This is a genomic window from Pirellulales bacterium, from assembly GCA_019694455.1.
GTDB lineage: Bacteria > Planctomycetota > Planctomycetia > Pirellulales > JAEUIK01 > JAIBBY01.
Genome location: JAIBBY010000008.1, coordinates 62,811 through 88,710 on the forward strand (window position 1 = coordinate 62,811; position 25,900 = coordinate 88,710).

Below are 25,900 nucleotides of genomic sequence, written 5' to 3' on the forward strand. Positions count from 1 at the left end.
GCTGGAACTTTTTGCGATGCCTACCGAATTCAGTCCCGCCGGCACTCTGCTCAGCCTGATCATTTTCTTGCCGGCATTGGCTACTTTGCCTTTGATGCTCTTCCCGCGCGAAAAGCCCGAGGCGATGAAGCTCTTTTCGTTGTTCATCACTGCCGTGGTTTTCTTGATTACGGCTTGGATGGCTATTCCCGGTGGCGGCAATGTCGACACGTTGCAGTTCGAAATCGGTCAAGCCGGCATGCAAAACGTCTATTCCCATTCGTGGATCAAGACGTTCAACATCTATTACCTGCTCGGCATCGATGGCATCAGCTTCCCGCTGATTGTCTTGACCACGCTCATCAGCATGCTCGCGATGTGGGCCAGTTGGCCCATCACAAAGAACGTGAAGGCGTATTGCATTCTGTTTCTGTTGCTTGAGACCGGCATGCTCGGCGTCTTCGTCTCGCTCGATTTCTTTTTGTTCTACATCTTCTGGGAAGTGATGCTCCTGCCGATGTACTTCCTGATAGGCGTGTGGGGCGGCCCGCGGCGGGAGTACGCGGCGATCAAGTTCTTTCTGTACACGCTGTTTGGCAGCGTGCTGATGCTGATCGCGATTCTCATGCTGTACTTCACGAGCGATATCAGTCAACTCTCGCGCGAGCAATTGACCGCCGCGCATGTGGCGCCTGCCGTGATCGACATGATCGAACAGGCTAATCCCGAGCATCCTGTCCACACGTTCAATATCTTGGCGCTGTCGCAGCTTGGCCAAAACACCAACTTGTTCAGCCAGGAACTCTGGCTCGGCAAGTCGCTGCAATGGTGGGCCTTTATCCTGCTGTTCATCGGCTTCATCATCAAAGTGCCGAGCGTGCCGCTGCACACCTGGCTTCCCGACGCGCACGTTGAGGCGCCGACCCCCATCTCCATGATCCTTGCCGGCGTGCTGCTCAAACTCGGCGGCTACGGTATTATCCGCATCTGCTACCCCATCTGCCCCGAAGCGGGCTACGATTTGGCTTGGTTTGTCACCGGACTCGGCGTGCTCAGCATGGTCTACGGCGCCTTTGCCGCCATGGCCCAAAAAGACTTTAAGCGTCTGGTCGCCTATAGCTCAGTAAGCCACATGGGCTACGTGTTGCTCGGTCTGGGAGTTTGGAGCGCCACCGCCGGCAACGAGTTCAATCCTTGGTATTGGGCGCAAGGCGTAAACGGCGCCATGTACCAGATGATCGCCCACGGCATCAGCTCGCCCGGCATGTTCTTCATCGTCGGCGTAATTTACGAACGCGTGCATCACCGCAATTTGAACGAATTTGGCGGGTTGGCCACGCGCATGCCCGTTTACTTTGGGTTGTCGATCGTCATCTTCTTCGCCGGTTTGGGATTGCCCGGCCTGTGCGGATTCATCGGCGAGGTGTTTGTGACCTTGTCGGCCTGGAAGTACAGCTACTTGCTGGCCGTGATTTCCGCCGCCGTGGTGATTCTCACCGCGGGTTACATTCTGTGGACCATTCAGCGCGTCTACCTGGGCGCCGAATACAAAGGCCCGCACGGCGAGGCGATCACCCCCATCACCCCGCGCGAAGTGGCGATCGTCGCGCCGCTGTGCGTGCTCTGCGTGTTGTTGGGCGTGTATCCGCAGGCCGTCTTCAACTACATGGAGCCGAGCGTGAACCAACAGGTGGCGCAGCTCACCGATTGGACCAAAATCAATCACCCGACCGATGGTGTGACCGTTCCCGACGCGACGACAGAAACCGCCGCGCTCTCGCGCTAGCCGTAACTCGCAAGGCGTCTCCCACACATTGGACGCAGGACAGCCGCAGTGAATTTTGTCGAACTAATTCAAAATCTGGTCCGCGACACAGTCGATGTCTCGCTGCCGTCGTTTTTGCCCGAGTTGATTCTGGTGGCGACGATTGTGGCGATGTTGTTGCTCCGTGTGCTTAGTTGGAACCGCGCGAGCGGCGCAGCAGCGCAATTCCTGTCGGCATGGCTTCCGCTGGCCGGCGCCGTGATTGCTTTGGTGGCCACCACACCTTGGTTCTACCTGAGCGGCCAGGCCAGCGATCCCAACCTCGGCAGCGAGATCTTCACCGGCATGCTGGTGCACGACGCTTTCACCATCTACTTTCGGGCGTTGCTCTTGTTGTTCGTCGTGTTGTTCGTGATCTTCACCCAGCTTTCGGGCATTCCCGATCGTGAAGACGCCGCCGATTTCTATACTTTGGTGCTAGGCGGCACGATCGGTATGTGTCTGATGGCCTCGGCGAATCACCTGTTAATCGTCTTTCTCGCCGTCGAAATGGCCAGCGTTCCGTCGTACGCTTTGGCCGGCATGCTCAAAGGTCGGCGGCAATCGAGCGAGGCGGCGCTCAAATACGTCGTTTATGGCGCCGGTACGGCCGGCATCATGCTGTATGGCATCAGCCTCTTGGCGGGCGTAACCGGCACTTGCCACCTGCCCACCGTCGCCACTCGCCTGGCCGAAATCCTGCAAGCTGGCCCGGCGATGGAAGATCGCTACATGGTGCTGGTGCTGGGCGGATTGATGACCATGGTTGGGCTGGCGTTCAAGCTCAGCGCGTTTCCATTTCACTTCTGGTGCCCCGACGTGTTTGAGGGCGCCAGCGCCGAGGTGAACGCCTATCTCTCGGTGGCCTCGAAGGCCGCTGCGCTGGCCCTCTTGGTGCGAGTCGGACTAGGACTTGGCTACGTCCCCGAATCACGCGAGCCGCGCTTGGTCGAACCGCCACCGGCGGAGGTCGCGGTCGCCAGCGCCGCCAAGGTGCATGTGGTGCGCTATGCCGAAGAAGGGGATCCCCCGGCCGAAGCGCCCGCGGCAAACGAGTCGCGCGCGGCGATCAACCAAACATTGGCGCCCGTACGACAGTTTGCTGTTTGGGTGGTTGGCTTCCTGGCGGCCCTCACGTGCACCTTTGGCAATCTTGCCGCCTACGGTCAAACCAATATCAAGCGCCTGCTGGCCTATTCCACAATTGCTCACGCCGGCTACATGATGATGCCCATCGCCGCCGCGCTGCAGATGGTCGGAACCAATCCCAACGGGGCGGCCGACGCCATCTCGGGCATGGCGTTTTACGTTGGCGCCTACTTGTTCATGAACCTGGGCGCCTTCGCGATCGTCGCGTTCTTGCGCAACGCGCTTCGTAGCGAGGAAATCGACGACTACGCCGGTTTGGTACGTCGCTGTCCGGGCATGGTGGTCGCATTCTCGATCATTCTGTTCAGCCTGATTGGCATGCCACCCCTCGTGGGCTTCATGGCCAAAGTGGCCATCTTCTATCCGTTGGTCGAATCGGGCCAATACGCCTTGTTGGTCATCGCCTGCTTGAATACTGTCGTCAGCCTGTTCTATTACCTTCGGGTGGTCAAAGTGATGACCCTCGATCCCGAGCCAGAGCATCGCTTGCCGGTCGAGTTTTCGATGCTCTCGTTGGCTGGCGCGTACGTGGTGTTCATCACCGCACCCGTGGTAGCGTTGGCAATCCGCAACGACACTTTGTTCGATTGGACCAAGGCGGCTGCGTCGTCGCTGTTGTCGTAAATCAGAAAGCAGGACGGTAGGCGTCGCTCATGGCTACCTCGCGCAACATCGATGTGTTGAACCAGCTCTTGATGCTCCAACGGTATTCGCTCCCTACCTATGTCGAGGGCGTCTCTCCCTGGAGCCGCGCCGGAGATGAGCGCGCCGCGGCCACCCTGGCTCAAATGGTGGCGGCGCAAAAAGCAATGGCCGCGCGCATCGCCGAACTGATCATCGAGCGTGATGGCCGCATCGCCAAAGGGGGCTTCCCCATGGAGTTCACCGATCTCAATATGCTGTCGCTCGAATACCTGGTGCGCGAGTCGATCGAACTACAGCGTCCGGTGATCGCCGAAATCGAAGGCTGTATCGAGCGCTTACGAGGCGACGCCGAGGCCCGTCATCTGGCTGAAGAATTGCTCGGTCAAGAAAAAGGGCATCTCGAGAACCTGGAAGAGACCACCAAAGTGCTCGTGTGACGCTCGTCGACACCCACGCGCATCTCGATCAGCAAGAGTTTGACTCCGATCGCGCCGCCGTCATCGAGCGCGCTAGCGGGGCGGGCGTTAAGCATGTCATCGGCGTCAGCGTCGGACTCCAGTCGAGCTTGGCCCTCTTGAAACTGGCCGGCGATTTCCCGGGTATGCATGTCGCCGTTGGAGTGCATCCCAATTACACCCACGAGGCCCAATCCGGCGATTGGGACCAGATCTGCGCTCTCGCGCGACAGCCGCGCGTCGTCGCGCTGGGCGAAACGGGTCTCGATCGTTATCGCGACTACGCGCCCTTCGCCTTGCAGCAGGACTACTTCGAGCGACATATCCGCCTTTCGCAGGAAACTGGCCTCCCCTTCATCGTGCATGCCCGTGATAGTCTGCCAGACATACTCGAAATGCTGCGCGCGGCGCGTGTTCGCGGCCCGCTCACGGGCGTGATGCACTCATACACCGGCGACATCCACACCGCCCGAGAATGTATCGACCTGGGATTGTATGTGAGCTTTGCTGGCATGCTCACTTTCAAGAAGTCGCAAGAACTACGCGCCGTCGCGACCGAAATTCCCGCGGATCGTTTGCTGGTGGAAACGGATTCTCCCTACCTCTCGCCGGAGCCATTTCGCGGCAAGCGCAACGAACCCGCGCATGTAGTCCACACGGCGGCCCGTCTGGCCGAAGCCCGCAGCACAAGTGTCGAAGTGATCGCGCGGATCACCACGGCCAACGCGCGGCGACTCTTTCGCCTGCCCGAGTGACGCAGGCACACTGGGGCGATCATCCCGCACATTCGGCATCGCTGTTGCACCCGTCGCCACGCCTACAGCATAGCGGTGGCAATCCGCGCCGCGCTCGAGGCAATGCAAGCCAACACCTCCGCATGAACTAGGCTCTCAACAGAAGGAGACCTCAATCATGCTCAAGACGATCCATTCTCGAACTTCGTGCGCCCTGGCGCTAGCGGCGGTTGCCGTTTTGTCGGTCGATGTGGCCCTGGCTCGCGGTGGGCGCGGCGGCGGACACCGCGGCGCCTCGCATGCTGGAGGCCATCGCGGCAACGCCCAACATGCTCCTCATAGCGGCGCCGCTGGCCATGGCGCCCAGCATCATGCCCCACAACACGCCGGCAACCAGCACGAAGCCGGAAAGAAACACGTCGCTGCCGATCATCACCCCAACGGACAGCATCAACAACTTCGCGGCGGCGATCATCGCGATGGCGATCACCGTTACAATCATTACGCCGGGGAGTACGCAGGTCGCAACTGGAATCAACACTATGGCTGGCGCGGACGCCACTACCTCGGTGCCAACAACTGGTGGTGGGGCAGCGTGCCATTGGGTTACGCGGCCGACCAGCCATACGGAGTGCCGGAATATTCCGAGGCGCCTTATGACGAATCGGCTGACTCCGCCGTCGACTCGACCGACGAGAACGCCAGCGCCGACGACCAAATATCCGTCGAGGGCGAGGGTTCTCCCGAGCAGCTAGCCAACAACGGCCCGTTGCCTGAAAACGAGAACGAAGCGGAGCCTCTTCCGGGCCAGGCCGATCGCGCGGCGATTCATGTGGTGCTCCCCAGCGCCAAGTCCGCGGTCGACTTGAATGGCCATCGAGTCTACGGCAATGGCGCCGACCGTGTGGTGATGACGCCGGTGATCGAACCCGGTAAAGAACTGCGCATTGAGCTGACGGCCACCTGGGACCAAGGGGGCGAGCCGCGTACCCAGACGCGCAGTCGAGTGCTGCAAACTGGCGACTACGTCACGATCGATTTTACCCAGCCGCTCGGAGAACCAGTCGCGCGGTAGGTCGTCGCTCCAAACCTGCGGCAATGAGAGCCCATGGGGTCGCCCGTGGGCTCTCCGCATTCCATGACAACGTACTTTGTCATGGAGAGGCCGCTTGCCTGGTGGCCGCCGTCGGCGGCCTCGTCTAAACTCAACGGCATGCGGATCGTTTACCTCGCCGCCGGCGCAGCCGGCATGTACTGCGGTAGCTGCCTGCACGACAACACGCTGGCGGCCGGCTTGCTCGAATTGGGCCAGGACGTCCTCCTGGTTCCCACCTACACGCCGTTGCGCACCGACGAGAATAATGTTAGCCTCGCGCGGGTCTTCTACGGCGGCATTAACGTCTATTTGCAGCAGAAGTCCAGTTTCTTTCGCAACACGCCGTGGCTTGTCGATCGCCTCTTCGATCAGCCGGCGCTGCTTGATTTCGTTGCCCGCCGCGGCGCCAGCACCGATCCCGCCAAACTCGGCGACCTCACCGTATCGATGCTCGCCGGCGAGTCGGGCAGGCAAAAAAAGGAACTCGACAAGCTCCTCGCTTGGCTGGCCGCTGAGGCCCGTCCCGATGTGGTTCATCTGTCCAATTCCATGCTGCTTGGCATGGCCGGCCAAATTGCCGATCGGCTGCGCGTGCCCGTCTTAAGCACCCTCTCGGGCGAGGACATCTTTCTCGAAAAGCTGGCGGAGCCACACTACAGCCGCGCTCGCGAATTGCTCCGTTCGCGAGCCCAGCATGTGAATGCCTTCGTCGCGCTCAACGACTACTACGCAGGCTTCATGTCCGACTATCTCGACGTGCCGCGCTCGAGCATCCACGTCATTCCGCACGGACTGCGCCTCGACGGCCATCACCTGCGCGATCATCGCCCCGCGGACGAGTTGACGATCGGCTACTTTGCGCGCGTCTGCCACGACAAGGGCTTGCACCTACTGGCCGCAGCGCTACCCCTGCTAGCCGCCGATTCACGGTTGCCCAAGCTCAAGCTGCGCGCAGCGGGCTATCTGGGCGCGGGTGACCGTGAGTACCTCCATCAGGTCCGACAGAGTCTCGCGGCCGCCGGTCTCACCGATCGCTTTCACTACGTGGGCGAAGTTGATCGTCAGGGAAAAATTGATTTCTTTCACTCGATCGATGTGATGAGCGTCCCTACCGTGTATCGCGAGAGCAAAGGCATCTCCATACTAGAAGCCCTCGCCAACGGGGTTCCGGTGGTCCAGCCGGCGCACGGCGCGTTTCCAGAAATGTTGTCCGATACCCAGGGCGGACTTTTGTTCACTCCGCACGATGCCGGCGACTTAGCCGAGAAACTCGCGCGACTGCTTACCGATCATACGTTGCGCCAGGACCTGGGTCGCGCTGGTCACTTTGCCATCAACGATCGCTATCACCATCGCGCCATGGCCGCTCGCACTTTGGCCCTCTATCAGCATGTGCTGGCGGCCGACACTCAATCCGACGACGCCGCCCGCGAACAAACCGCGGTGGCCGCGGGAAAGCGCGAAACGCAATGACCAAGACCTACCGCACCTCGCGCATCGTGCAGTGGTACGACACCGACGCCGCCGGCATTGCCCACTTCACGGCCGTTTTTCGCTGGATGGAAGAAGTCGAACACGAGTTCTTGCGCTCGCTAGGCATGAGCGTCTCGGCAACCGATTCGGACGGTCAGATCAGCTTTCCCCGCGTCTCGGTGGGCAGCGACTACCACAGCCCCGTCAAGTTCGAAGATGTGATCGAAATCGCGCTGTCGATTCACCGCCTCGGAGAAAAGAGTATCAGCTTTGAATACGCGGTGACGGCCGGCGCGCGCGACGTTGCCACAATTCGCGCCACGACAGTCTGTTGTCGCATTCCGCCATGCGGCGTTCCGAACGCCATCCCCATTCCCGCGCATATGCGCCAGAAACTTCGCGAGTACCTCACGGACGACGCCACAATTCCGGATGTAGCGGCGGACGCACAATCGCGACCGTGATTCTCCAGTTCCGTTTACCTTGCTGTTCTCCTCATGCTATCTGTCATCGACCTCACCAAGGAGTTCCCAACGCCTGGCGAACCCGTTGCGGTGCTGCGCGGCGTCTCGCTCGAACTAGCCGCCGGTGAAAACCTCGCTATTCTCGGTCCCAGTGGATCGGGCAAGAGCACTCTGTTGCAGATCATCGGCACGCTCGACCAGCCGACGTCGGGCAGTGTGCGACTTGCAGGGCAAGACCCCTTTGCGCTCGACGAACCCGGTCAAGCGCGTTTTCGCCATCACCAAATCGGTTTCGTCTTTCAAGAGCATTACCTCTTGCCGCAATGCACGGTTCTGGAGAACGTGCTGGTTCCGACTCTGGCCAATGGCGCTGGCTCGACAGACGCCGCCGCGCGCGCTCGACTCTTGCTCGACCGTGTCGGACTCGCTCATCGCTTGCATCATCGACCCGCGGAACTTTCGGGCGGAGAGCGTCAGCGGACGGCGATTGCCCGCGCTTTGATCGCGGGGCCGCGACTCTTGTTGGCCGACGAACCGACTGGCAACCTCGATCGCGCCACGGCCGCTAGCGTGGCCGATCTGCTGCTGGAATTGCACTCTACCGAGGGGACCATGCTGGTCGTCGTCACCCATAGTCAGGAGCTAGCTTCCCGGCTCCAGCGGCGGGCCGAGATCGACGCCGGGCGACTTGTCCCGCTCGCCTGATTCAGGCGACAATAGGTGGCTGCATTGGGACCACATCGGTTCACCCCTTGAGGCGTTCGCCATGACCAAGCAAGACATCAATTACGAACGATTGCCGGCCGGCCAGGATATGGACGAGACCGATATCAATCTCCGCTCTTACTTCAGCCGCATGTCCGACGACAAGCTGCGCGAGTACGATCCCGCCTGGACCGATGAGCAAGTGATCGCTTGGGACGACAATTTCACGAGCGAAGGCAATCTGTTTATTACCTGCTGCGAGCGCGACGTGGAAATTGGCGAATACCGTCGGGTGATTGACGAGCACCGCCAACTGCGCGGCGTTTAGCGGCCCTATTTCTGTCGAGTTGTCTGTTGCGCCTCGATGCATCGCTCGCGGGGCGCGGCGCCGTTGTCTCACTTTCTCGATTCGCTATTGCGTTCACAGTTGCGACCATGTTGCACACCACTACGCGTCGGCTGCTAGTTCTGCTCTTCGCGGTGGTTGGTAGCGCGACCCGTGCGCACGCCGCGGCGGTCTACCCCACCGCCTATGAGCAATACCTGGTGGAACTGATCAATCGAGATCGCGCCGACCCCGCCAATGCCGCCGCGCGATACGATGTCGATCTCAACGAGGGACTCGCGACCGGCACGATCAGCGCGGCGCCCAAACAGCCCTTGGCGATCAATCCGTTTCTCACCGACGCCGCGCAACAACACAGCGATTATCTGCTCGCCAATAGCATCCTCAGCCACACAGGCGCGGGGGGCACCACCCCCGGTCAACGCATGGCGGCCGCCGGTTACGGCGCGCTCGGCGCGTTTGGCGGCGGCGAGAATGTCGGCTATTCCGGCTCCACCGGACCAATCGACGTTGTCCCCACCATCGCCGAGCTAGATCGCATGTTCTATGTCGATACTGGTGTCGCAGGGCGCGGGCATCGCGTGGCCATGTTCAACCCTTTGTTCAAAGAGATCGGCGTCGGCATCTCCACCGGTCTCTTCACCAGTGGCGGTAACACATACAACACCGTGATGTCCACGGAGGACTTCGCCTACAAGAGCGACAATCCTTACCTCACCGGCGTCGCGTTCACCGACATCACCCCGGACGGCTATTATCAGCCCGGCGAAGGAATCTCTGGCGTGACGATCCAGGCCACCCGCGTTGCCGATGGCGCTGTCTTCACGGCGACCACCTGGGGCAGCGGCGGGTATTCGTTGCAACTAGCGCCCGGGACTTACACCATCGTGGGATATGGCCCGCCGTTGGGGGGCACGGTGCTGTTTAGCGGCATCAATCTCTCCACCGCCAACGTCAAGCGCGACTTTCGCCCCTCCAAAGTGCTCTCCCCCGGCGACGCCAATGGAGACTCAATTGCCAACGGCGCCGACTACACCATTTGGGCAGACCACTTTCAAACCTCGGGCCAGAACGGATCGACCGGCGACTTCAACGGCGACGGCCAGGTCGACGGCGCCGACTACACCATTTGGGCAGACCACTTTAATCCGGCTGCTGCCGCGCTTCCGGTGCCTGAGCCGAGCACAGGGACGCTCGTTGTGCTGGCGCTACTCTGCTTGGCTTGGCGCCTGCGGCGCTAGCCGAGCGGTGCGCTGGCGGCGGAGTGAGAGCAAAGCTACGCCGTTGTCTTCTCCAGTTGGCTATGCCTCTTGTTTTTCTTGCTTCTCGGAGAAGTCGACCTTGGGTCGCTGCCGCGCCGATTCGTCGATCTTGTAATACTCCGCCGCGCCAACGCCCGCCAGGCCCGCGTAAAAGCTTCCCGGGAAGGGGCGAATATACGCGTTGATCGCCTGGACCGAATCGTTGTACCGCTTGCGTTCCACAGCCAGGCGATTTTCGGTGCCCGCCAATTCGTCCTGCAACTTGAGGAACGATTCGTTCGACTTGAGCTCAGGGTAGTTCTCCACAATCACCATCAGCCGCGCCAGCGCCGACTCCACTTCGGTCGCCGCCTCGGCGCGTTCGGCCGTGGTCTTGGCGCCGGCATACCGCGTGCGCGCTTCGGCGATGTCGCCAAACACCTTTTGCTCTTGCTGCGTCACCCCTTTGACGGTGTTGACCAGGTTGTCGATCAGGTCGTAGCGGCGCTGCAATTGGTTCTCCACTTGCGACCAACTACTCTTCACCTGTTCGTCCATCACGATCACTTTGCGGTAGCCCTGATACGCCGAGCATCCGCCCAACAGCAACGCGACGAGCAGCACCGCCACGATCGCGCCAATTGTGCCTTTCATTGCTTCCTCACATGCCAGAACGCGCCGCCCTTGGCGCCAACCACCAAAATCGCCGCGCCGCAAATCCTACCAGCTTCCGCCCCCGCCGCCACCGCCCGAGTGCCCTCCGCCCCCAGAAAATCCACCGCCGCTCGATCGCCCGCCGCTGGTCCAACCGCCGCCGAAACCACCCCCCCAGTTCGTTCCCCAGCCTCCCCCGTAGCTGGGCCCCCACACCCAGGTTCCAGACCGCCGTGGTCGCGATCGTTGCTGAAGGATGACAAAAATGATCACTAGCGCGATCAATAGCACCACCCAGCCAGGGATTTGGCCTTCCGGCTCGGGCTGCACTTCGGGCATGCCGGTGAGCTTCACGCCGGCGTCGTCCGCCACGCGCTTGGCCACCGACAACGTCATTTGATATAGCCCCTCGCCATATCGCTTCCCTCGCATGTACTCGTCGATGATCCGCCGCGAAAGCGATCCGCACCAACCATCGGGCAATACCCCTTCCAATCCATAACCCACCTGGATCCACACATGCCGCTCGTCGACATCGACGATGACCAACGCGCCATTGTCCTTGCCCGCCTTGCCAAGCTTCCACAACTCATAATGCCGTTGGCCAAAGTCGGATATGGGTTCGCCGTCGGCGGTGCGCACGGTGAGCACCTTCACTTCAGCGGTGGTCTTTTGCTCCAGTTCAGTAAGCCACCGCTCCAGATCGGCGCGCTGCGGCTCAGAAAGAATTCCCGCCCCATCTACAACCACCGTGCGCCCCGGATCGGGCACCGTCACCTCGCCCCGCGCCGGCGCGCCCCAAAGCGACAAGGCGGCTAGGCAGACCGCGAAACGCCATCGCACTCGTGCGCCACTAGCGGCCATCGGCAAGCTTGCCCAGGGTGCTCACTTCGTCATACAACTGGCGCAGCTTGGGCCAATCGTGATCGGCCTCGGCCTCAATCGCCTGTCGCAAGGCGGGCAGGCGCGTCTCAAACTTCACCTCGGCGCGCTCCACCAGCCAAGACTCGGCCAGCGGCTGTCGCTCTCCGTGAACCCACAACAGTCCTCGCAGCACGCGCAGCATATTGGCCGCCGCTTGCTGCTGCAGCAGATCGATCGCGGCTGGTCTCCCCCCCGAGCCCAATATCCCTTGGTGGATGCCCGCCAAGGCGCCCTTGAGTTCCCGCTCGCACTCGAGCCGCAAATGCGCGTCGTCGAAATCAAGCGCGTTAAAGTAATCGCCCCCCCACAACATCAGCCGCGTCTGCTGAATCTCGAGCAGTTCCAGCGGAAAGCTGTCGAGCGACGCGCAGATATAGTCGGGCGTCATTGGCAGAGGCGTCGAGATGCACCAGGGTCCAAACTCCTCGCCGGCGGGCGCCAGCCGCCGAAGAATCTCCAAATCCATTTCCGATAGGACGATCACCGATTGCAGCCGATGGCGTCCCCCCGGCCGCGCCCCTTCGGCCACGCTGCCAAAAACTGTCACCCCCAGCAGTTTGCCCGCCCCGACTGCCGCCACATGCTCCACATAGCGCAGCGCCGGCCGGCGAATGATCTCGGGCAGTTTCTCGAAGTTGGGCGTCTGTAGCATCGGCGCGCAAGCTCAATCGATCGCCAGGGAAGCGTCAGCGGCACAGACGCTACTGTACGGCCCGCGCGTCGATAAGCAAGCGCCGGGGGTGACCAGATCGCGCGACCTCGCGGCGACCGTCGCCGCGTCAGTCGACCCCCAGCATCACGCTCGACGCTTTGATGACGGCAAACACCTCCTTGCCCGGCGCAATGCCCAGCTTGTCCGCCGATGTCTTGGTGATGATCGACGTCAGCTCAGTTCCACCGGGCAATGTCAGCGTCACCTCGGTGTTGACCGCTCCGTGCTGCACATTTTTGACTTTTCCACGGATCACATTGCGTGCGCTAAGTTGCATCGGTCGTGCTCCTCAATACCTTGTAACTGGTGCGAGAAACATTCCACGCGAGCCTTGAGCATAACGCAACTGGCGCCCGCGCGGCCAATCGTTACCCCACGGTCTCCAAGTCGCCCGTGCGCGCGGCGTCGTAGCCGGGCAACTCTCCCAGCCGCCGCCGATAGTCGCGGCCGCGCAGCGCCGCGGCCAGCGCCACAATGCGCGGATCGTCCGTCATGTGGCTGGCCACGCACAGGTCGTAAGACTCCTCGCGAACGGGAAGAAAATCGAGGCGCGCCTCCTCGCTCACCAGTCGCAGGCATACACCCACGTCGGCCCAACCGCATCGCACCGCCTCTGCCACACCGCGATGATCGTACGCGATGCGCTCCGGCGCACGTCGCCCCTCCAATAACTCGTCGAGACATTGCCGGGCGCCAGACCCCGCTTCTCGACCTACCCACGATAGCCGCCTTGCCCGCACGGCCGACTGGATGCTGTTCACTCCCGCCGTTGGCGTGATGGTCAAGCCGGCTTGCCACCGCGCGACCCGCAGCAACTGGTAACCACTGCCCAGTTGCGCTCGCACCACTTGCGCGTTGCCATGTGCCCGACCAGCCGCCGCCAGGTGAACGCCCGCCGCGTGGACCACCCCTTGCCCTAACAGATCGAGCGCTGCCTGACTCGAGCGTGGCACGACAATCATTCGCACTCCCGCGCGTCGAGCCAATGCAGCGGCCAATAGCCCAGCCGCCGGATCGCACCCAGCCACGACCAGGGTGTCGCCGGCCTGCGCCAACGACTTGCCGCCAGCGGCGCCCTTCTCCTGTGCTAGTCCGTCGTGCGCCGGGCTGCCCAGACTGCTCGATTCGGCCGGATATAGCCGCGTGACTCCGCCACACTCGGCGGCCCAATATCGCGCGGGCGAGCGCGCGGGCGCCCATGCCCAGTCGATGCCGCGCTCGCGACCACCAGCGAACAGTTCTTCCACGCTGCATTCGAATACTTTGGCCAATGCCAACGCAGCGGCGACCGATGGCGTTAATCGCTCTCCTTCAATGGCGCTAATGGCAGTTCGCGATAGCCCTGATCGCTCGGCGAGTTCCGCCTGCGACCAGCCGCGAGTCTCACGGCGACTGCGAACGCTGTTTTTCAGTTCATAGGGTGTTGACATGATCGTGACATTATATGCTACTATCCTGTCGTTTGCAAAACACGATCGCTCACGGCATTCCTCACCATGCGCCGCGCATTTACCTTGGTCGAACTGCTGGTCGTGATCGCGATTATCGGCGTACTAGTCGCCCTCTTGCTGCCGGCGGTCCAGGCTGCTCGCGAGGCTGCTCGCCGCGCCGAATGCCGAAATCATCTCAAACAAATCGGACTGGCGCTGCATGCCTATCACACCGCCGTCCGCGCGTTTCCGCCGGGCAGATTGCGCCACCCAGTCGCCGGACAAGGCCGCTGCTTTTCCGCTTATGCGCATCTGTTGCCGTATTTGGAGCAGGACGCTCTCTATCGCACGATCAACTTCAATGCCAATCCCGACTCGCCGCCCCAACCTGCCATCGAGCAGATGCTGCCCTTATTGCTCTGCCCCAGCGATTTGAATCAAAAGGTGCAGGCGTCGAGCGCGGTCCACAATTATCCGCTGAACACCGGAACCACGCTCCCTGTCTCGCCGCGCAATCCCGGCGGCAAGCAAATCACCGGTATCTTCTTCGAAAACTCGGCGGTTCGCGCCGCCGACATCCGCGATGGCTTGAGTCAAACCGTTTGCATCGCCGAAACAGTGGTTTCTGTCCCCGGCGAGGGAGAAAGCTCGCCCGGTATCTGGAGCGGTGGACCCACCAATGGCTTTGTCTTGACCCAAGGCAATGACAATAGCGCGAACGGTCCAGAGTTAACAGACTATCTGGCCCAGTGTCTGCCCGGCGGGCGCCTGCAACAGACGCGTGGCAGTCGCTGGCTCTACGGCGCTCCCGGCCATTCGATGTACAACCATCTGCGAACGCCGAACGATCCGCGGATCGATTGCCGTGGCGGCCTGCCGCATAGCACGCGCGACAACTACTGGTGGGATCGGTTGTCTCACAATGTCGCGGCGCGCAGCCGCCACCCCGGTGGAGTCCATGTTCTCTTTTGCGATGGCCACGTGGGCTTTGTTGTCGATTCCATTCAACTCGCCGCCTGGCAAGCGATGGGAAGCCGCAATCTGGGCGAAGCGGAATCAACCGCGAGCGAATAGCCAAAGTGCAAAGTGGCGCTTCTGTCGGCGATCCATGAGGCGCAATTCGCGCTTGTCAAATCATCGAGGGGCGGCCGAATCACCTTCAATTTGTGCCTCGCCACCGGACGACACGATCCGCGGCGCGGTATTGGCCAAGAGAGAGGTATTGATCAGTCGGGTATGCGAGTAGCCTTCGCTACGCAATTGGCTGGCGCCGTTGTCCCCCGAAACGCAGCCATCCAGCAGCACCCGAGACGCGTTGGCCACCGTGAATCCGCTACGGCCATTGCCACGAGACGTTACGTTGCTCAGCCGGCACATCGACACACCATCGTGCGCGTTGACGCCGTCGAGTTGATATCCCTGCACGACCAGATTCGACACCACCACATCATGCACGTGGTACAGCCCAACTCCCACTGCCAACGCGGCGATCGACAGCGGATAGTCTTCAATCAGCTTGCCTTGCTCGACACGAAACCAGATGTAACCATCGACGAGCGACCACTCCAAAGGCTCCAGCCGCGGCGCGCCATTTTGACGTTCCAGTGGTGGATGAAAGCGGGCCGGCCGCTCTCCCAAATAGAGCATGGCGCTGGCTTGCCGCGGCGGTCGAAAGCGATAGATATCGCCGCGAAACACGCTCCAGGCCTCTGCCGGAACCAAGGTCCGACCATCGAGCATCGCGCCATTGCCTTCGACGACGAACGGAAAATCGGGCAACCCGCTGTGACGCCCGCCAACTAGGGTGAAGCTCTCACGGTACGCCATGCCCGTATTCGCAATGACAATCCGATCGGCGGTGCCGCAAACCCGCAGCGCCTTGGCGATGGTGCGCACCGGCCCGTCTCCAGACGCGGGCAAGCGCAGTCGCCCGCTGAACTGGTCGTCGCCCAGACGATTATCGACATACCAATCGCGCGCATGAAGCTGCGCGACCGAGCAACATAGCATCACGAAAAACACGAGCGAGCGCATTTGTCGACCTCGATATCCATAGCCTGGCGCGTACCTGAAACTATACTCCCTCCCCCTAGAACACGCCGGCAGTCAGAAAAAAACGTGACTTTTACGCTCACATGTTACAATCGTCACCGTATTGCCCCCACCAGCGGAGGCGCACCCATGTCGCGCACGGTATATCGGGCTTGCACGCTTTGCGAGGCCGCCTGCGGGCTGGCCTTTGAAGTCGTCGACAATCGGATCGTGGCGGTCCGAGGCGATGAGGACGATCCCCTGTCGCGGGGCTACGTTTGCCCCAAGGGAGTCGCGATCGGCGCCATCCACAACGATCCCGATCGCCTCCGTGTGCCAATGCGCCGCACTGTCAGCGGCGCATTTGAACCTATTTCGTGGGACGACGCCTTTTCCATCACGGCCGACCGACTGCGCGCGATTCGCAGCCAATACGGCGCCGATGCGGTCGCCCTCTATATGGGAAACCCTATCGTCCACAGCCACGGCATTCTGCTGATTCGCTCTGGGTTGGTGAAGGCGCTTGGCACGCGCAATAACATGAGCGCCAGCTCGCAAGACACCGCGCCCCGCTTCGCCGCGTCGTACTACGTCTATGGCAACTCGCTGGCGCTGCCAGTGCCCGATATCGATCGCACCCAGTATTTTTTGTGCATTGGCGCCAATCCACGTGTGTCGAACGGCAGCGTGTTCACTGCGCCCGATGTTCGCTCGCGCCTCAAGAAGCTGCGCGAGCGCGGCGGCCGACTTGTGGTGATCGACCCGCGCCGCACGGAAACCGCCCGTGACGCCGACGAGCATATTTCGATACGCCCCGGCGGCGACGCGGCGCTACTCCTGGCAATGACTCAAACGTTGGTGGAAGAAAACTTGATTGACCGCCAGGCGATCAACCAATTGTCCATTGGCTGGCAGCAAGTCGAGTCGCGGCTCGGAGCCTTCACCCCGGAGCGCGTGGCGCCGCACATTGGCGTCGCTGCCGAAATCATTCGCCGACTGGCCCGCGAATTCGCAGCAGCGCCGAGTTCGGTCTGCTATACCCGCATGGGCGTTTGCGTCAGTCCCCATTCCACGCTGGCGACCTTTGCCACTGATTTACTTAATCTGGCGGCGGGCCGACTCGGGGCGATTGGCGGCTGGATGTTCAACATCCCCGCTTTCGATATTGCTCCCGCGCTCAAGCTCAATGGCGATGGCCACGCGCGTTGGAAAAGTCGCGTCCGTGGATTGCCCGAGACACTGGGCGAAGTCCCCACCTCCGTCTTGGCCGAGGAGATCGAAACTCCCGGCGTCGGTCAGGTTCGCGGTGTGGTCACGGTGGCCGGCAATCCGGTGCTGTCGAGCCCCAACGGACCTCGCATGGCGCGAGCGCTCGGCAAATTGGACTTCATGGTTTCGGTCGATCTCTACATCAACGAAACCACACGCCACGCCGACATCATCTTGCCGTCCGCCTGGGGCATGGTGGAAGATCACATCGACCTGATTTCTGGCTCGGTTGCCGTGCGCAACGTGGCACGCATCTCGCCGCCAGTTCTCGAACAGTCCCCGGGCGAACTCACCGATTGGGAAATTCTGCTCGAGTTATGCTACCGCCTCGGCGGGGGGCCAACTGGCATGCCGCTTCTCGACGCTGCTTATCGCGCCGCGCGACGCGTGGGCTTGCGTTGGCGTCCCGAGCAGATGGCCGATCTGTTGTTGCGACTCGGTCCGCACGGTGATCGATATCTCCCGTGGTCGAAAGGGTTGAACCTCAAAAAGTTGCGTCGCGCCGAGCATGGCCTCGACTTCGGGCCGCTTGAGCCTGGCCTTGCTCACCGCGTCACGCACAAAGACGGCAAGGCGCACCTCGACGCCGCGCCATTGTTGGCCGCGATGGACGGCCTTGCTCGCGAACTCGCAGACGCGCCGCCATCCGCCGATGAGTTGCTTTTGATTGGCCGTCGCGATCTGCGCAGCAACAACTCGTGGATGCACAATGTGCCGGAACTTGTCGCCGGCCGCGAACGCTGTGTGCTCTATGTCCACCCCGACGATGCCGCCCGTGCCAACGTGCGGGATGACGATCTGGCCGTGCTGGAGAGTCGCACGCACCGCGGCCATGTCACTGTGAAGCTAACCGACGAAATGCGCCCCGGCGTCGTCAGCCTGCCTCATGGTTGGGGACACGCCCCGGCGGCCGAATGGCAAAAGACGGCTGGTCAGCACGCGGGCGTATCCGCAAACGACTGGACCGACGATCAGCGCGTTGAGTCGGTGGTGGGGCAATCGATTCTCAACGCCGTGCCTGTGCGGCTCCGCGCCGCCGCGCGTGCCGCCAGCGACGAAGGCCAATCCGCCGCTGATCCGTTGGTGGCGACCACCTGATGCCGCGCGCGCCTCGCCAACTCACGCGCTGCCCTTGGGCGCGTACCGACAACAGCGTCCTCTATCACGACAGCGAGTGGGGCTTGCCGCTCTACGACGAGCGGCGCCTGTTCGAGTTTCTCATCCTCGAAGGCGCGCAGGCCGGGCTCAGTTGGGAGACGATCCTCGCCAAGCGCGAGAACTATCGCCGCGCGTTCGATCAGTTCGATCCGCGGCGCATTGCCCGTTACAATCAGCGCAAAATCAACTCGCTCTTGGCGGATGTCGGCATTGTCCGCAACCGGCTCAAGATCGCCGCCGCCATTGGCAACGCGCAAGCGTATTTGCGATTGCGCGAAGAAGGTCGCACATTGAGCGACTACTTGTGGCAATTTGTGGGCGGTCAGCCGCGGAGCAATCATTGGCGAACCATTCGCGAAGTCCCTGCCCAGACTTGCGAATCGGACGCGATGAGCAAGGAGCTAAAGCGGCGAGGGTTTCGCTTCGTCGGCAGCACGATTTGCTATGCGCTGATGCAGGCCACCGGTATGGTGAACGATCATCTCGTCGACTGCTTTCGTCACGCCGAAGTCGGCAGGCGCAAAATGCCGCCGCGCGGCTAACGCACCAGCGGTTGCTCCAAGGGCACGATCCGCCGCGCTGTGAGATTCTGCCGATCATGTTCCGGCATAAAGCCGATATTGCCGCTGATGCCAACTTCTTTGCCCAGATAGTGCCGCAGATTCACGCCCGGCGCCGGAGTCACAAAGCAGCGGATCTGTCCTGTAGTGTCGGTGAGCGCATACCCCGGCATACCGGCCGGCGGCGATTCGATCCGCGCCAACCGTCCCACTCCATCAAAATCGTCGCGCGTTTCGCCCAGCAACGTCCCAGCGTCCATCGCGCGCGCGCGGCCACGATCGTTGGGCGGCGCTACGGCGATCGAATCCATCCGGCGTTTGATCTCGGCGAATTTCTCGATCTTGTTGATCAATAGCCGTGCGCGCCCGCGTTCCAAGCCCGATGCGCCGCTCGCCAACAGCGCATTGGCGCGGGCGAGCGATTCGTCGAATCTCCACACGCTTGGATCTGCGACCAACATTGCCGACAAATCGAGTTCGATTGCCGCCAATTCGCGTTCGCGTTGGTCGTCACTTGAGGCGCCGATGACCTCACTCGCTGCTTCGGGCGGGGTCGTCGTCGCTGTGTCCGCTAAATTGGGAGCGACATTGGTGTCCGCTGGACTTTGCGGCGGCCTACGGCTGCGCGCTCGCCAGTCACCGCCGTCACCCTTGGCGGCGGCGCTGTCTTGAACGGTTGCGGGTATGCGCTCCGCCTCTTCATTGAACTGAGGTTGCCCAATCGTCGCCACGCGCCCCGGAATAGTCTCTTCCAGATCGCGCGCCACGAATTGCCCATGCACCCAGCGGAACTCCCCCGCCGGCGGCGCCACCTTGTACCAACCCGGCGCGTTGGGGATTGATCGCGCCGGCTCGTCATCGATCAGTTCGACCTCGTCGCCAAGCCCCAGACGCAATTGAATCACGTCGCGCACGTCGGAGAACTGACTGCCGACGCGCACGATCACGCGATCGCCCAACACCCGCGCCAAGCCGCTGTCGTCGGGCTCCAAAAACTCTTCCGAAATCCAACAAAAGCTCTTTTCGGGCGGCCGAATGGCGAACCATCCTCCCGGATCGTGGCGGTACACCTCGATCCGCGCGCCGCGCTCGAGTTTCTGCGTGGGATAGAAATTCTTGCCCGGTCCGCTGCGCACAAACACCTCATCGGCATTGATGTACGCCACGTATGGCATGCCGTCGTCCGCGCGCGCTCTATCCGCCCCCGCGCAACTCAACAACGCGGCGATGAGGATCAAGAGCGTGTTTCTGACGCTTTCCCTGCGATGCAGCACGTGCGACTCCGCAACGATGCAAACCCTTGGCCATGCGGCAAGAGCCCAAGCTGCGAGCTTCTAACGTATCCGCGCATGGAGAGACAAGATCAATTCGCCGATAAACGACGGAGCGTGTGGCGGCGGGGCAATACAGACAAAGGAGGCTAGCGCCGCCATCGGCTGATTGAGGCGGCTACACGGCGCTGGCCGCTGTTTGTGGGCCCAATATCTGCTCCATCATCCAGCGATCCATATCGGGCAGCATATGGCTGCAAATCTCGTCGCCGCCCGGATAAACTCGCAACGAGACAGTCATGCCGGCGGTGTGGAGCAACCGCAAATCCTGGCAAACCTGATCTTGCGCGTAACGGGGCGCCTCCTGACCGCACGCCAGAAAAATTGGCACGCGGCGGGCGCGATCTAATCGACTCAGCGGATTGCCCCCCTGCGGAAACGATCCGCACAAGCTCAAGACTCCGGCAAAGCGCTCCGGAAACCGCATCGCCAAGCGCAGCGCGGCGGTGCCGCCGGTCCCGAATCCGCCAATGAAGATGCGTCGCTTGGAGATGTTGGCTCGGCTCCGCGCTAGCATGATGCCTTGCCATACCCGTTGTTCCAAGCTCGCCTCGGCGCCAGCGCTAGTGGGCCACGACCATCCCTGCCGGTTCAGGGGCTCAGTGGTCACGCCGCGCGGCGCCACGGCCACGTAGTTGCGCATGCTCACCAGCGGCATAATTCGCTTGAGTTGCTGCTCGCTCTCGCCCGGGCCGTGCAGCCAAACCAATAGCGGGTAGGCGTAGTTAGGCTCGTAGTGCAGCGGCATGAAAAGCGCCGCCGGCGTCTCACGATCGGTGCTGAACTTCGCCGAACCCACCTCGCCGGCATGGGGCGCGGCCGAGGTATCTACCCAATCGGTCGATGACAAAAGCTGCGGCAATCGATTCACGGTGTATTGATCTCCTGGCGCCTACGGCGTTGCGAGAAAGGTCGAACGATGAGCGCCACGAGTTTTCGCGGCGTCCCCAGCGCAAGTTCCGCCGGGGAGCTCAGACAAGATTCTGATCTCATGCGATTCGACAATCACGCGAGGGTGTTTCCCACTTCCTGCAAAACTTGTTGCAACAGCAGGTTCCACCTCGCCGTCATCGATGCTCGAATCCATGCGTTGCCTGCCATGCGCGGCAACGCCCAATTTGACTCAATCGGTGATTCTTCGGTTTCAATCATATGGCGGCAGTCGGGCCGGACTTTATTCGAGAGCCAAAGTCGAAGTCAACGTCAGAAACCGACGATCGCGCCAATCAAGGCGCGTGAGAAGCTGGGCGAGCTACGCTAACACGCTAGGTTACCAGTTCCGCCATCTTGGCAACCAACGACTTGACCGCGTCCACGCTCTTCTGAAACGCGGCTTGCTCGCTGTCGGTGAGTTTCAATTCCACGATCTTTTCGACGCCCCCGGTTCCCAGCACCACCGGCACGCCCACATAGTAGCCGCCCACTCCATACTCCTTGTCGCAGTAGGCGGCGCACGGAATCAACCGCTTCTTGTCGCGCACAATCGCTTCCACCATCTGCGTGGTCGCCGCCGCCGGAGCGTAATACGCGCTGCCGGTCTTCAGCAGCCCGACAATCTCGGCCCCCCCGTCGCGCGTCCGCTGCACAATTTCCGCCAACCGCTCCGGCTTGATCAACTGCGTCACCGGAATGCCGCCCACCGAGGTGCAACTGGGGATCGGCACCATCGTATCGCCGTGACCACCCATGAGTAGCGCCGAAATATCTTCGACGCTGACCCCTAGTTCCATCGCCAAGAAGGTGCGATAGCGCGCTGTATCGAGCACGCCCGCCTGGCCAAGCACGCGCTGCGGCGGAAAACCACTCACCTGCAGCGCCCGCTGCACCATCGCGTCCAGCGGATTGCTGACCACGATAATCACTGCCTTGGGACTGGACTTCTTAATCTCGCTCGCCACCGAGCCCATGATCTTGGCGTTAGTCGCCAATAGGTCGTCCCGGCTCATGCCCGGCTTGCGCGGGATGCCGGCCGTGATCACCACCACATCGCTGTCGGCCGTCGGCTCGTAACTGGTGGCGCCAGTCACCCGCGAATCGAAGCCCATGATCGGCGACGCCTGCATCAAATCGAGCGCCTTGCCGGCGGGCATGTTCTCTGTCTGGGGAATGTCGACCAGCACAATGTCGCCCAGTTCCGCGGCAGCGCACCAGTGGGCCGTGGTCGCGCCGACGTTGCCAGCGCCTACAATCGTGATCTTCGCTCGCCGCATAGTTGGCTGGTCCTCTCAATCGCTGCTTGCACGGTCGTCTCGGGCTATGACGACGACTTTGGCAGCTATAGGGGTAAAGAGCTAAATATCGGCGCCTCAGCCCTGTCGTCAAGTGCCGCAAGGCTGCGATCAGACCATTGATGGCCTGTGCGCATAAGGGTTTACGCTGGCAAATGCAGGGATTCATTCCAGGCCAGCATTGCGGTCATGTCAGGCCGCTCCCGGCACGCAAGCGCTTGCCACTCCCCCGGTTTGTGCAGTTTGTGCCGAAAGTGACCAGCTCACTCGGCCGATTGCGCCTGCGTCCGCCGACCGATTGCTTGCCCCTAATCCCATGCGCCGATACCGTAAACTTTGTGCCCCTTTTTATTTAGTTCGTTCGCAAGCAAATCGAATATCGCGCGGCAGTCGGCTGCGCCTCAAAGGCTTGCGAAACCTCTACGGTACAAGCCCATGGGTTTCACGCTGGCGCGGTTGGCGATTGGGGCGGGCCTGATGCTCGCCTGTTGCCGAACCACCGTTGCTGGCGAGCCGTTTCAAGCCTTTGTCGATGGGCTACGCCGCCGCCAACTGTACGACATGGCCATGGCTTATCTCGATCAGTCGAGAACCAATCCGCGGGTCAGCGAAGCGGACAAAACTCGCATACCGTTTGAAGAAGGACGTGTGCTGCTCGACGAGGCGGGCAACCTCCGCGACTCCGCGGCCCGTAGCCGCAAACTCGACGAAGCACAACAGCGCTTAGACGCGTTTATTGCCGCGCGGGGCGATGACCCATTGGCCAGCGAAGCGCGACTGCAATTGGGCAATGTCTATATCGAACGCGCCCGCAGCGAGATCGCCGCAGCCAACCGTCCGTCGCAGGTCGCCAAACGCGCCGAATCGATGAAGCGCGCTGGCGACTGGCTACTCAAAGCCCAGCGAGTCCTTGGCGAGGCGGAAGGAAAGTTTGGCGCCGAGTTCAACAAGTTCCCCAAGGCGATCGATCCGGCCGATCGCCCGCAGATTGATGCTCGCGATCGCGCGCGCGTCAATTTGATCCAAGCGCAGATGTTTGCCGCCACCGTACTGGCCGAGCAAGCCAAGACGCAAGACTCCAAATCCGAGGCTGGCCGCAAACTGCTGGAACAGGCCGCTCTCAAGTACGGCGAGATTCACAAGAAATTCAACCAATATCTGGTCGCGCTCTACGCGCGACTGTATCAAGGCCAAGCGCTGCTCGAACTGGGAAAGCAAGCCGAAGCGCTGGCCTGTCTGGAAGAAGTGCTCCAGCAGGCGGCCACCTCGCCCGAACTGCGTCCGCTGGCAGACAAGACGCTGCCCATTGCGCTCGCCGCTTGGCTTGGCGACAAAGACCACCAGTTCGACAAGGCGATTGAAGCAAGTCAGAGATGGCTGCAGCAAGCCAGTCGCGCCGAGCAACACACCAGTGACGGGCTGGCAATCGCCTGGTATGCGGCCGACGCTCGTCGGCGCCGCGCTGCCGCGCAAAAGAAGAACAAAGACTATGCGCGCGCCAGCGACGACGACTTGAAAGAGGCCGCTCGGCTTGCCGCCGACGTTGCCCGTTATCCCGGCGAGCACCAAGACGCGGCGCGACAGTTATTGACACAACTGCGCAAAGTGGCGGCCCCTGAATCGCCAACCACGTTTGCGGATGCCCTCAACGAAGGCAGAGCGGCGCTCGACGAAGCCGGCTCGCTCGAACAACAAATTCACGAGGCGCAATCGGGTGATGCCGACGCCACCAAGCTAAGCGAGCTCCGCCGCTCGTTCGCCAGCGCCGTCCAACGCGCCGAAAGCAACTTGCGCCGCGCGCTGGAACTGCGCGACGCCGACACCCAACCAGACGGCATGGCCGAAGCCCAATATTTGCTTGCCTATAGTCTTTTTTTGGCGGAACGCCATTACGACGCTGCCGTAGCTGCGGAGTTCGTCGCGCGGCATCGCACCGACTCGTCCTTGGCTCGCTCGGCGGCCAAAATCGCGCTGGCATCCTACCTGGAAGCGTACAACGCGCAGCCAGCCAACCAGCGAGAGGCGGAACTACGCTATATGACCGCCATTGCCGAGCACATCGGCGCCACCTGGCCGCAAGAGCCCGAGGCGGCCGAGGCATGGATGATCCTCTCCGAGGTGGCGCTGCGGGCCGGCAATGTCGAAATGGCCAACACCTATCTCGCTCGCATCCCGGCCGATTCGCCCGGTCGCGCCGAGGCCGACTTAAAGCAGGGCCAAGCGCTTTGGGGACGCTATCTGGAACTGGCTGGCAAGAACGACCCGCGTTCCGCCTCCGCCGCCGAAATGGACAAGCTCCTCGCCGACGCTCAGTCGCTACTCGACAAATCCGTGACTCAAGCGCGCTCGCGGGAGGGCGCGCCGAGCTACAGCTTGCTCGCTGCTGAGCTGACGCTGGCTCAAATTCTTAATGTCCAAGGCAAATACGATCAGGCGCTGGCGATCCTCGAACGAAAAGAGACTGGTCCGCTGGCGCTGGTCGCGGCCAAAGATCCACTGGTCAGCCGTGGTCCCTATGCGGGCGAAGCGCTCAAGACGGCGCTTCGCGCATACGTCGGCGCCGAGCGTATTGAGCAGGCCGAAAAAATCATGTCGCAGCTCGATGAGCAATACGCCGACAAGCCCGACGCGGAACAATCGCTCACTGCGATCTATGTTGGTCTGGGACGCGAACTGGAGCAGCAGGTCAAGTCGCTCGAAGCGACCGGCGACAGTGTTCAACTCGCCAAAGTGTTGTCGGCTTTCCAGCTCTTCATCGACCGCGTGGTTAAGCAAGAGGCGAAGTCCCTCGCAACTCTCAACTGGATTGGCGAGACATGCAATCGACTAGGCGACGCGCTGGCGCAGAATCCCAAGAAGAGCGCCGAGGCCAAGAAGTACTATGAGCGAGGCGCCATGGCCTACGCCAAGCTGCTCGATCGCGCCACCAAGGATGACAAGCTGGCGTCCAGCATCCTGGCAATTCGGCTGCGCCTGTCGCGCTGTCTGCGTGGCGCACAGGAATGGGAAGGCGCCATCACGCAATTGCGCGAAATCCTGAAGTCCAATCCCAGCGTGCTCGATGTGCAATTCGAGGCCGCTCGCGTCTTTCAGGCCTGGGGCGCATTCGACGGCAAGCGCTATCAACAGGCGATTCGTGGAGACAAATCGCCCAATGTCCCAGAGATCTGGGGCTTCAACGGCATCGCGAGTCGTTTGCGACGCCTGCCCGCGCAAAAGGAAGCGTATGAGGAGGCGCGCTACCTTGTCGCCGAGTGCAGCTACCGGCTGGCGCTTTCGCGCACCGGCGCCGAACAGGCCGACGGACTGCTCGCCGTCGAACGCTTAATTCATTCCAACTACAGTCTCGACGCTGAACTGGGGGGACCGAACTGGCGCCCCAAATACGACCAATTGTTGCGCGATGTGCAACGCGCCGCCGGACGCACTCCAAGTGGGTTGCCGTCGCTTCCGCCAGACAGCACAGCGCGCAGCCTGCCACAATCCGCTGAATGACGATCAGAGGAACGATC

At 61.7% G+C, this 25,900-nt stretch carries 23 protein-coding genes; 14 read left to right on the top strand and 9 right to left on the bottom strand.

Features of this window, described 5'->3' with window-relative positions; all coding sequences use genetic code 11:
• Positions 1 to 16 precede the first annotated feature (16 nt).
• The 10 genes from K1X71_05350 (at position 17) to K1X71_05395 (ending at position 10,091) form a co-directional block, all read left to right on the top strand.
• A complete protein-coding gene (locus K1X71_05350) occupies positions 17 to 1,765 on the top strand; it encodes an NADH-quinone oxidoreductase subunit M (GenBank protein ID MBX7072552.1) in 1,749 nt (582 codons plus the stop codon).
• A 48-nt stretch (positions 1,766 to 1,813) separates the two neighbouring features.
• Positions 1,814 to 3,556, top strand: a complete 1,743-nt coding sequence (locus tag K1X71_05355) for an NADH-quinone oxidoreductase subunit N (protein ID MBX7072553.1) — start codon at positions 1,814 to 1,816, stop codon at positions 3,554 to 3,556.
• Positions 3,557 to 3,585: 29 nt separating this feature from the next.
• Complete coding sequence (locus K1X71_05360) at positions 3,586 to 4,014, top strand: hypothetical protein (protein ID MBX7072554.1); 429 nt, start codon at positions 3,586 to 3,588, stop codon at positions 4,012 to 4,014.
• On the top strand, positions 4,011 to 4,787 hold the full coding sequence (locus K1X71_05365; GenBank protein ID MBX7072555.1) for a TatD family hydrolase: 777 nt from the start codon (positions 4,011 to 4,013) through the stop codon (positions 4,785 to 4,787). Before K1X71_05360 ends, K1X71_05365 begins: the two co-directional genes overlap by 4 nt.
• Positions 4,788 to 4,944: 157 nt before the next feature.
• On the top strand, positions 4,945 to 5,841 hold the full coding sequence (locus K1X71_05370; protein ID MBX7072556.1) for a TIGR03000 domain-containing protein: 897 nt from the start codon (positions 4,945 to 4,947) through the stop codon (positions 5,839 to 5,841).
• Positions 5,842 to 5,904: 63 nt separating this feature from the next.
• Positions 5,905 to 7,335: a glycosyltransferase family 4 protein gene (locus tag K1X71_05375; GenBank protein ID MBX7072557.1), complete on the top strand. Its 1,431-nt coding sequence runs from the start codon at positions 5,905 to 5,907 to the stop codon at positions 7,333 to 7,335.
• Positions 7,332 to 7,799 (top strand): acyl-CoA thioesterase, encoded by a 468-nt coding sequence (locus tag K1X71_05380; protein MBX7072558.1) that lies wholly within the window; start codon positions 7,332 to 7,334, stop codon positions 7,797 to 7,799. Before K1X71_05375 ends, K1X71_05380 begins: the two co-directional genes overlap by 4 nt.
• A gap of 33 nt (positions 7,800 to 7,832) precedes the next feature.
• Positions 7,833 to 8,504: an ABC transporter ATP-binding protein gene (locus K1X71_05385; GenBank protein ID MBX7072559.1), complete on the top strand. Its 672-nt coding sequence runs from the start codon at positions 7,833 to 7,835 to the stop codon at positions 8,502 to 8,504.
• 61 nt (positions 8,505 to 8,565) lie between these two features.
• Positions 8,566 to 8,832: a hypothetical protein gene (locus K1X71_05390; protein ID MBX7072560.1), complete on the top strand. Its 267-nt coding sequence runs from the start codon at positions 8,566 to 8,568 to the stop codon at positions 8,830 to 8,832.
• A gap of 107 nt (positions 8,833 to 8,939) precedes the next feature.
• Entirely contained in the window at positions 8,940 to 10,091 is a 1,152-nt protein-coding gene (locus tag K1X71_05395; GenBank protein MBX7072561.1) for a PEP-CTERM sorting domain-containing protein, read from the top strand.
• Positions 10,092 to 10,151: 60 nt separating this feature from the next.
• On the opposite strand, the gene K1X71_05400 is transcribed toward K1X71_05395, so the two are convergent.
• The 5 genes from K1X71_05400 to K1X71_05420 form a co-directional block, all read right to left on the bottom strand.
• Complete coding sequence (locus K1X71_05400; GenBank protein MBX7072562.1) at positions 10,152 to 10,745, bottom strand: LemA family protein; 594 nt, start codon at positions 10,743 to 10,745, stop codon at positions 10,152 to 10,154.
• A 66-nt stretch (positions 10,746 to 10,811) separates the two neighbouring features.
• On the bottom strand, positions 10,812 to 11,588 hold the full coding sequence (locus K1X71_05405; protein ID MBX7072563.1) for a TPM domain-containing protein: 777 nt from the start codon (positions 11,586 to 11,588) through the stop codon (positions 10,812 to 10,814).
• A gap of 10 nt (positions 11,589 to 11,598) precedes the next feature.
• Positions 11,599 to 12,321 carry a hypothetical protein gene (locus K1X71_05410; protein MBX7072564.1) on the bottom strand — a complete coding sequence of 241 codons (723 nt, stop codon included), beginning with the start codon at positions 12,319 to 12,321 and terminating at the stop codon, positions 11,599 to 11,601.
• 127 nt (positions 12,322 to 12,448) lie between these two features.
• Positions 12,449 to 12,658 (bottom strand): TOBE domain-containing protein, encoded by a 210-nt coding sequence (locus K1X71_05415; protein MBX7072565.1) that lies wholly within the window; start codon positions 12,656 to 12,658, stop codon positions 12,449 to 12,451.
• Positions 12,659 to 12,749: 91 nt separating this feature from the next.
• Positions 12,750 to 13,811, bottom strand: coding sequence for a helix-turn-helix domain-containing protein (locus tag K1X71_05420; GenBank protein MBX7072566.1), 1,062 nt, complete (start codon positions 13,809 to 13,811; stop codon positions 12,750 to 12,752).
• 66 nt (positions 13,812 to 13,877) lie between these two features.
• On the opposite strand from K1X71_05420, the gene K1X71_05425 reads away from it, so the two are divergent.
• Positions 13,878 to 14,885, top strand: coding sequence for a DUF1559 domain-containing protein (locus K1X71_05425; protein MBX7072567.1), 1,008 nt, complete (start codon positions 13,878 to 13,880; stop codon positions 14,883 to 14,885).
• A gap of 60 nt (positions 14,886 to 14,945) precedes the next feature.
• Here K1X71_05425 and K1X71_05430 read toward each other — a convergent pair whose 3' ends face one another.
• A complete protein-coding gene (locus K1X71_05430) occupies positions 14,946 to 15,845 on the bottom strand; it encodes a right-handed parallel beta-helix repeat-containing protein (protein MBX7072568.1) in 900 nt (299 codons plus the stop codon).
• A 147-nt stretch (positions 15,846 to 15,992) separates the two neighbouring features.
• Between K1X71_05430 and K1X71_05435 the strand changes: the two genes are divergently transcribed.
• Together K1X71_05435 and K1X71_05440 are read left to right on the top strand one after the other, a co-directional pair.
• Positions 15,993 to 18,209 carry a molybdopterin-dependent oxidoreductase gene (locus K1X71_05435; GenBank protein ID MBX7072569.1) on the top strand — a complete coding sequence of 739 codons (2,217 nt, stop codon included), beginning with the start codon at positions 15,993 to 15,995 and terminating at the stop codon, positions 18,207 to 18,209.
• A complete protein-coding gene (locus K1X71_05440; GenBank protein ID MBX7072570.1) occupies positions 18,209 to 18,811 on the top strand; it encodes a DNA-3-methyladenine glycosylase I in 603 nt (200 codons plus the stop codon). Before K1X71_05435 ends, K1X71_05440 begins: the two co-directional genes overlap by 1 nt.
• Here the strand turns inward: K1X71_05440 and K1X71_05445 are convergent.
• The 3 genes from K1X71_05445 to mdh form a co-directional block, all read right to left on the bottom strand.
• Entirely contained in the window at positions 18,808 to 20,103 is a 1,296-nt protein-coding gene (locus K1X71_05445; GenBank protein MBX7072571.1) for an SH3 domain-containing protein, read from the bottom strand. The two genes, K1X71_05440 and K1X71_05445, sit on opposite strands and share 4 nt — an antisense overlap.
• Before the next feature lie 175 nt (positions 20,104 to 20,278).
• Positions 20,279 to 21,031 (bottom strand): dienelactone hydrolase family protein, encoded by a 753-nt coding sequence (locus K1X71_05450; GenBank protein MBX7072572.1) that lies wholly within the window; start codon positions 21,029 to 21,031, stop codon positions 20,279 to 20,281.
• Positions 21,032 to 21,425: 394 nt separating this feature from the next.
• The gene (mdh, locus tag K1X71_05455) at positions 21,426 to 22,370 is read right to left on the bottom strand and encodes a malate dehydrogenase (protein MBX7072573.1); all 945 of its coding nucleotides are present in this window, start codon (positions 22,368 to 22,370) and stop codon (positions 21,426 to 21,428) included.
• Positions 22,371 to 22,823: 453 nt separating this feature from the next.
• Here mdh and K1X71_05460 point away from each other — a divergent pair, with 453 nt between their 5' ends.
• A complete protein-coding gene (locus K1X71_05460) occupies positions 22,824 to 25,883 on the top strand; it encodes a hypothetical protein (GenBank protein ID MBX7072574.1) in 3,060 nt (1,019 codons plus the stop codon).
• Positions 25,884 to 25,900: the final 17 nt, after the last annotated feature.

What these genes read in the sequence shown, in the direction of transcription:
- K1X71_05350 (MBX7072552.1), top strand. Translation starts at nt 17, where the DNA reads ATGCCTACCGAATTCAGTCCCGCCGGCACTCTGCTCAGCCTGATCATT.
- K1X71_05360 (MBX7072554.1), top strand. Translation starts at nt 3,586, where the DNA reads ATGGCTACCTCGCGCAACATCGATGTGTTGAACCAGCTCTTGATGCTC.
- K1X71_05370 (MBX7072556.1), top strand. Translation starts at nt 4,945, where the DNA reads ATGCTCAAGACGATCCATTCTCGAACTTCGTGCGCCCTGGCGCTAGCG.
- K1X71_05375 (MBX7072557.1), top strand. Translation starts at nt 5,905, where the DNA reads ATGACAACGTACTTTGTCATGGAGAGGCCGCTTGCCTGGTGGCCGCCG.
- K1X71_05380 (MBX7072558.1), top strand. Translation starts at nt 7,332, where the DNA reads ATGACCAAGACCTACCGCACCTCGCGCATCGTGCAGTGGTACGACACC.
- K1X71_05385 (MBX7072559.1), top strand. Translation starts at nt 7,833, where the DNA reads ATGCTATCTGTCATCGACCTCACCAAGGAGTTCCCAACGCCTGGCGAA.
- K1X71_05390 (MBX7072560.1), top strand. Translation starts at nt 8,566, where the DNA reads ATGACCAAGCAAGACATCAATTACGAACGATTGCCGGCCGGCCAGGAT.
- K1X71_05395 (MBX7072561.1), top strand. Translation starts at nt 8,940, where the DNA reads ATGTTGCACACCACTACGCGTCGGCTGCTAGTTCTGCTCTTCGCGGTG.
- K1X71_05400 (MBX7072562.1), bottom strand. Translation starts at nt 10,745, where the DNA reads ATGAAAGGCACAATTGGCGCGATCGTGGCGGTGCTGCTCGTCGCGTTG.
- K1X71_05410 (MBX7072564.1), bottom strand. Translation starts at nt 12,321, where the DNA reads ATGCTACAGACGCCCAACTTCGAGAAACTGCCCGAGATCATTCGCCGG.
- K1X71_05415 (MBX7072565.1), bottom strand. Translation starts at nt 12,658, where the DNA reads ATGCAACTTAGCGCACGCAATGTGATCCGTGGAAAAGTCAAAAATGTG.
- K1X71_05420 (MBX7072566.1), bottom strand. Translation starts at nt 13,811, where the DNA reads ATGTCAACACCCTATGAACTGAAAAACAGCGTTCGCAGTCGCCGTGAG.
- K1X71_05425 (MBX7072567.1), top strand. Translation starts at nt 13,878, where the DNA reads ATGCGCCGCGCATTTACCTTGGTCGAACTGCTGGTCGTGATCGCGATT.
- K1X71_05430 (MBX7072568.1), bottom strand. Translation starts at nt 15,845, where the DNA reads ATGCGCTCGCTCGTGTTTTTCGTGATGCTATGTTGCTCGGTCGCGCAG.
- K1X71_05435 (MBX7072569.1), top strand. Translation starts at nt 15,993, where the DNA reads ATGTCGCGCACGGTATATCGGGCTTGCACGCTTTGCGAGGCCGCCTGC.
- K1X71_05440 (MBX7072570.1), top strand. Translation starts at nt 18,209, where the DNA reads ATGCCGCGCGCGCCTCGCCAACTCACGCGCTGCCCTTGGGCGCGTACC.
- mdh (MBX7072573.1), bottom strand. Translation starts at nt 22,370, where the DNA reads ATGCGGCGAGCGAAGATCACGATTGTAGGCGCTGGCAACGTCGGCGCG.
- K1X71_05460 (MBX7072574.1), top strand. Translation starts at nt 22,824, where the DNA reads ATGGGTTTCACGCTGGCGCGGTTGGCGATTGGGGCGGGCCTGATGCTC.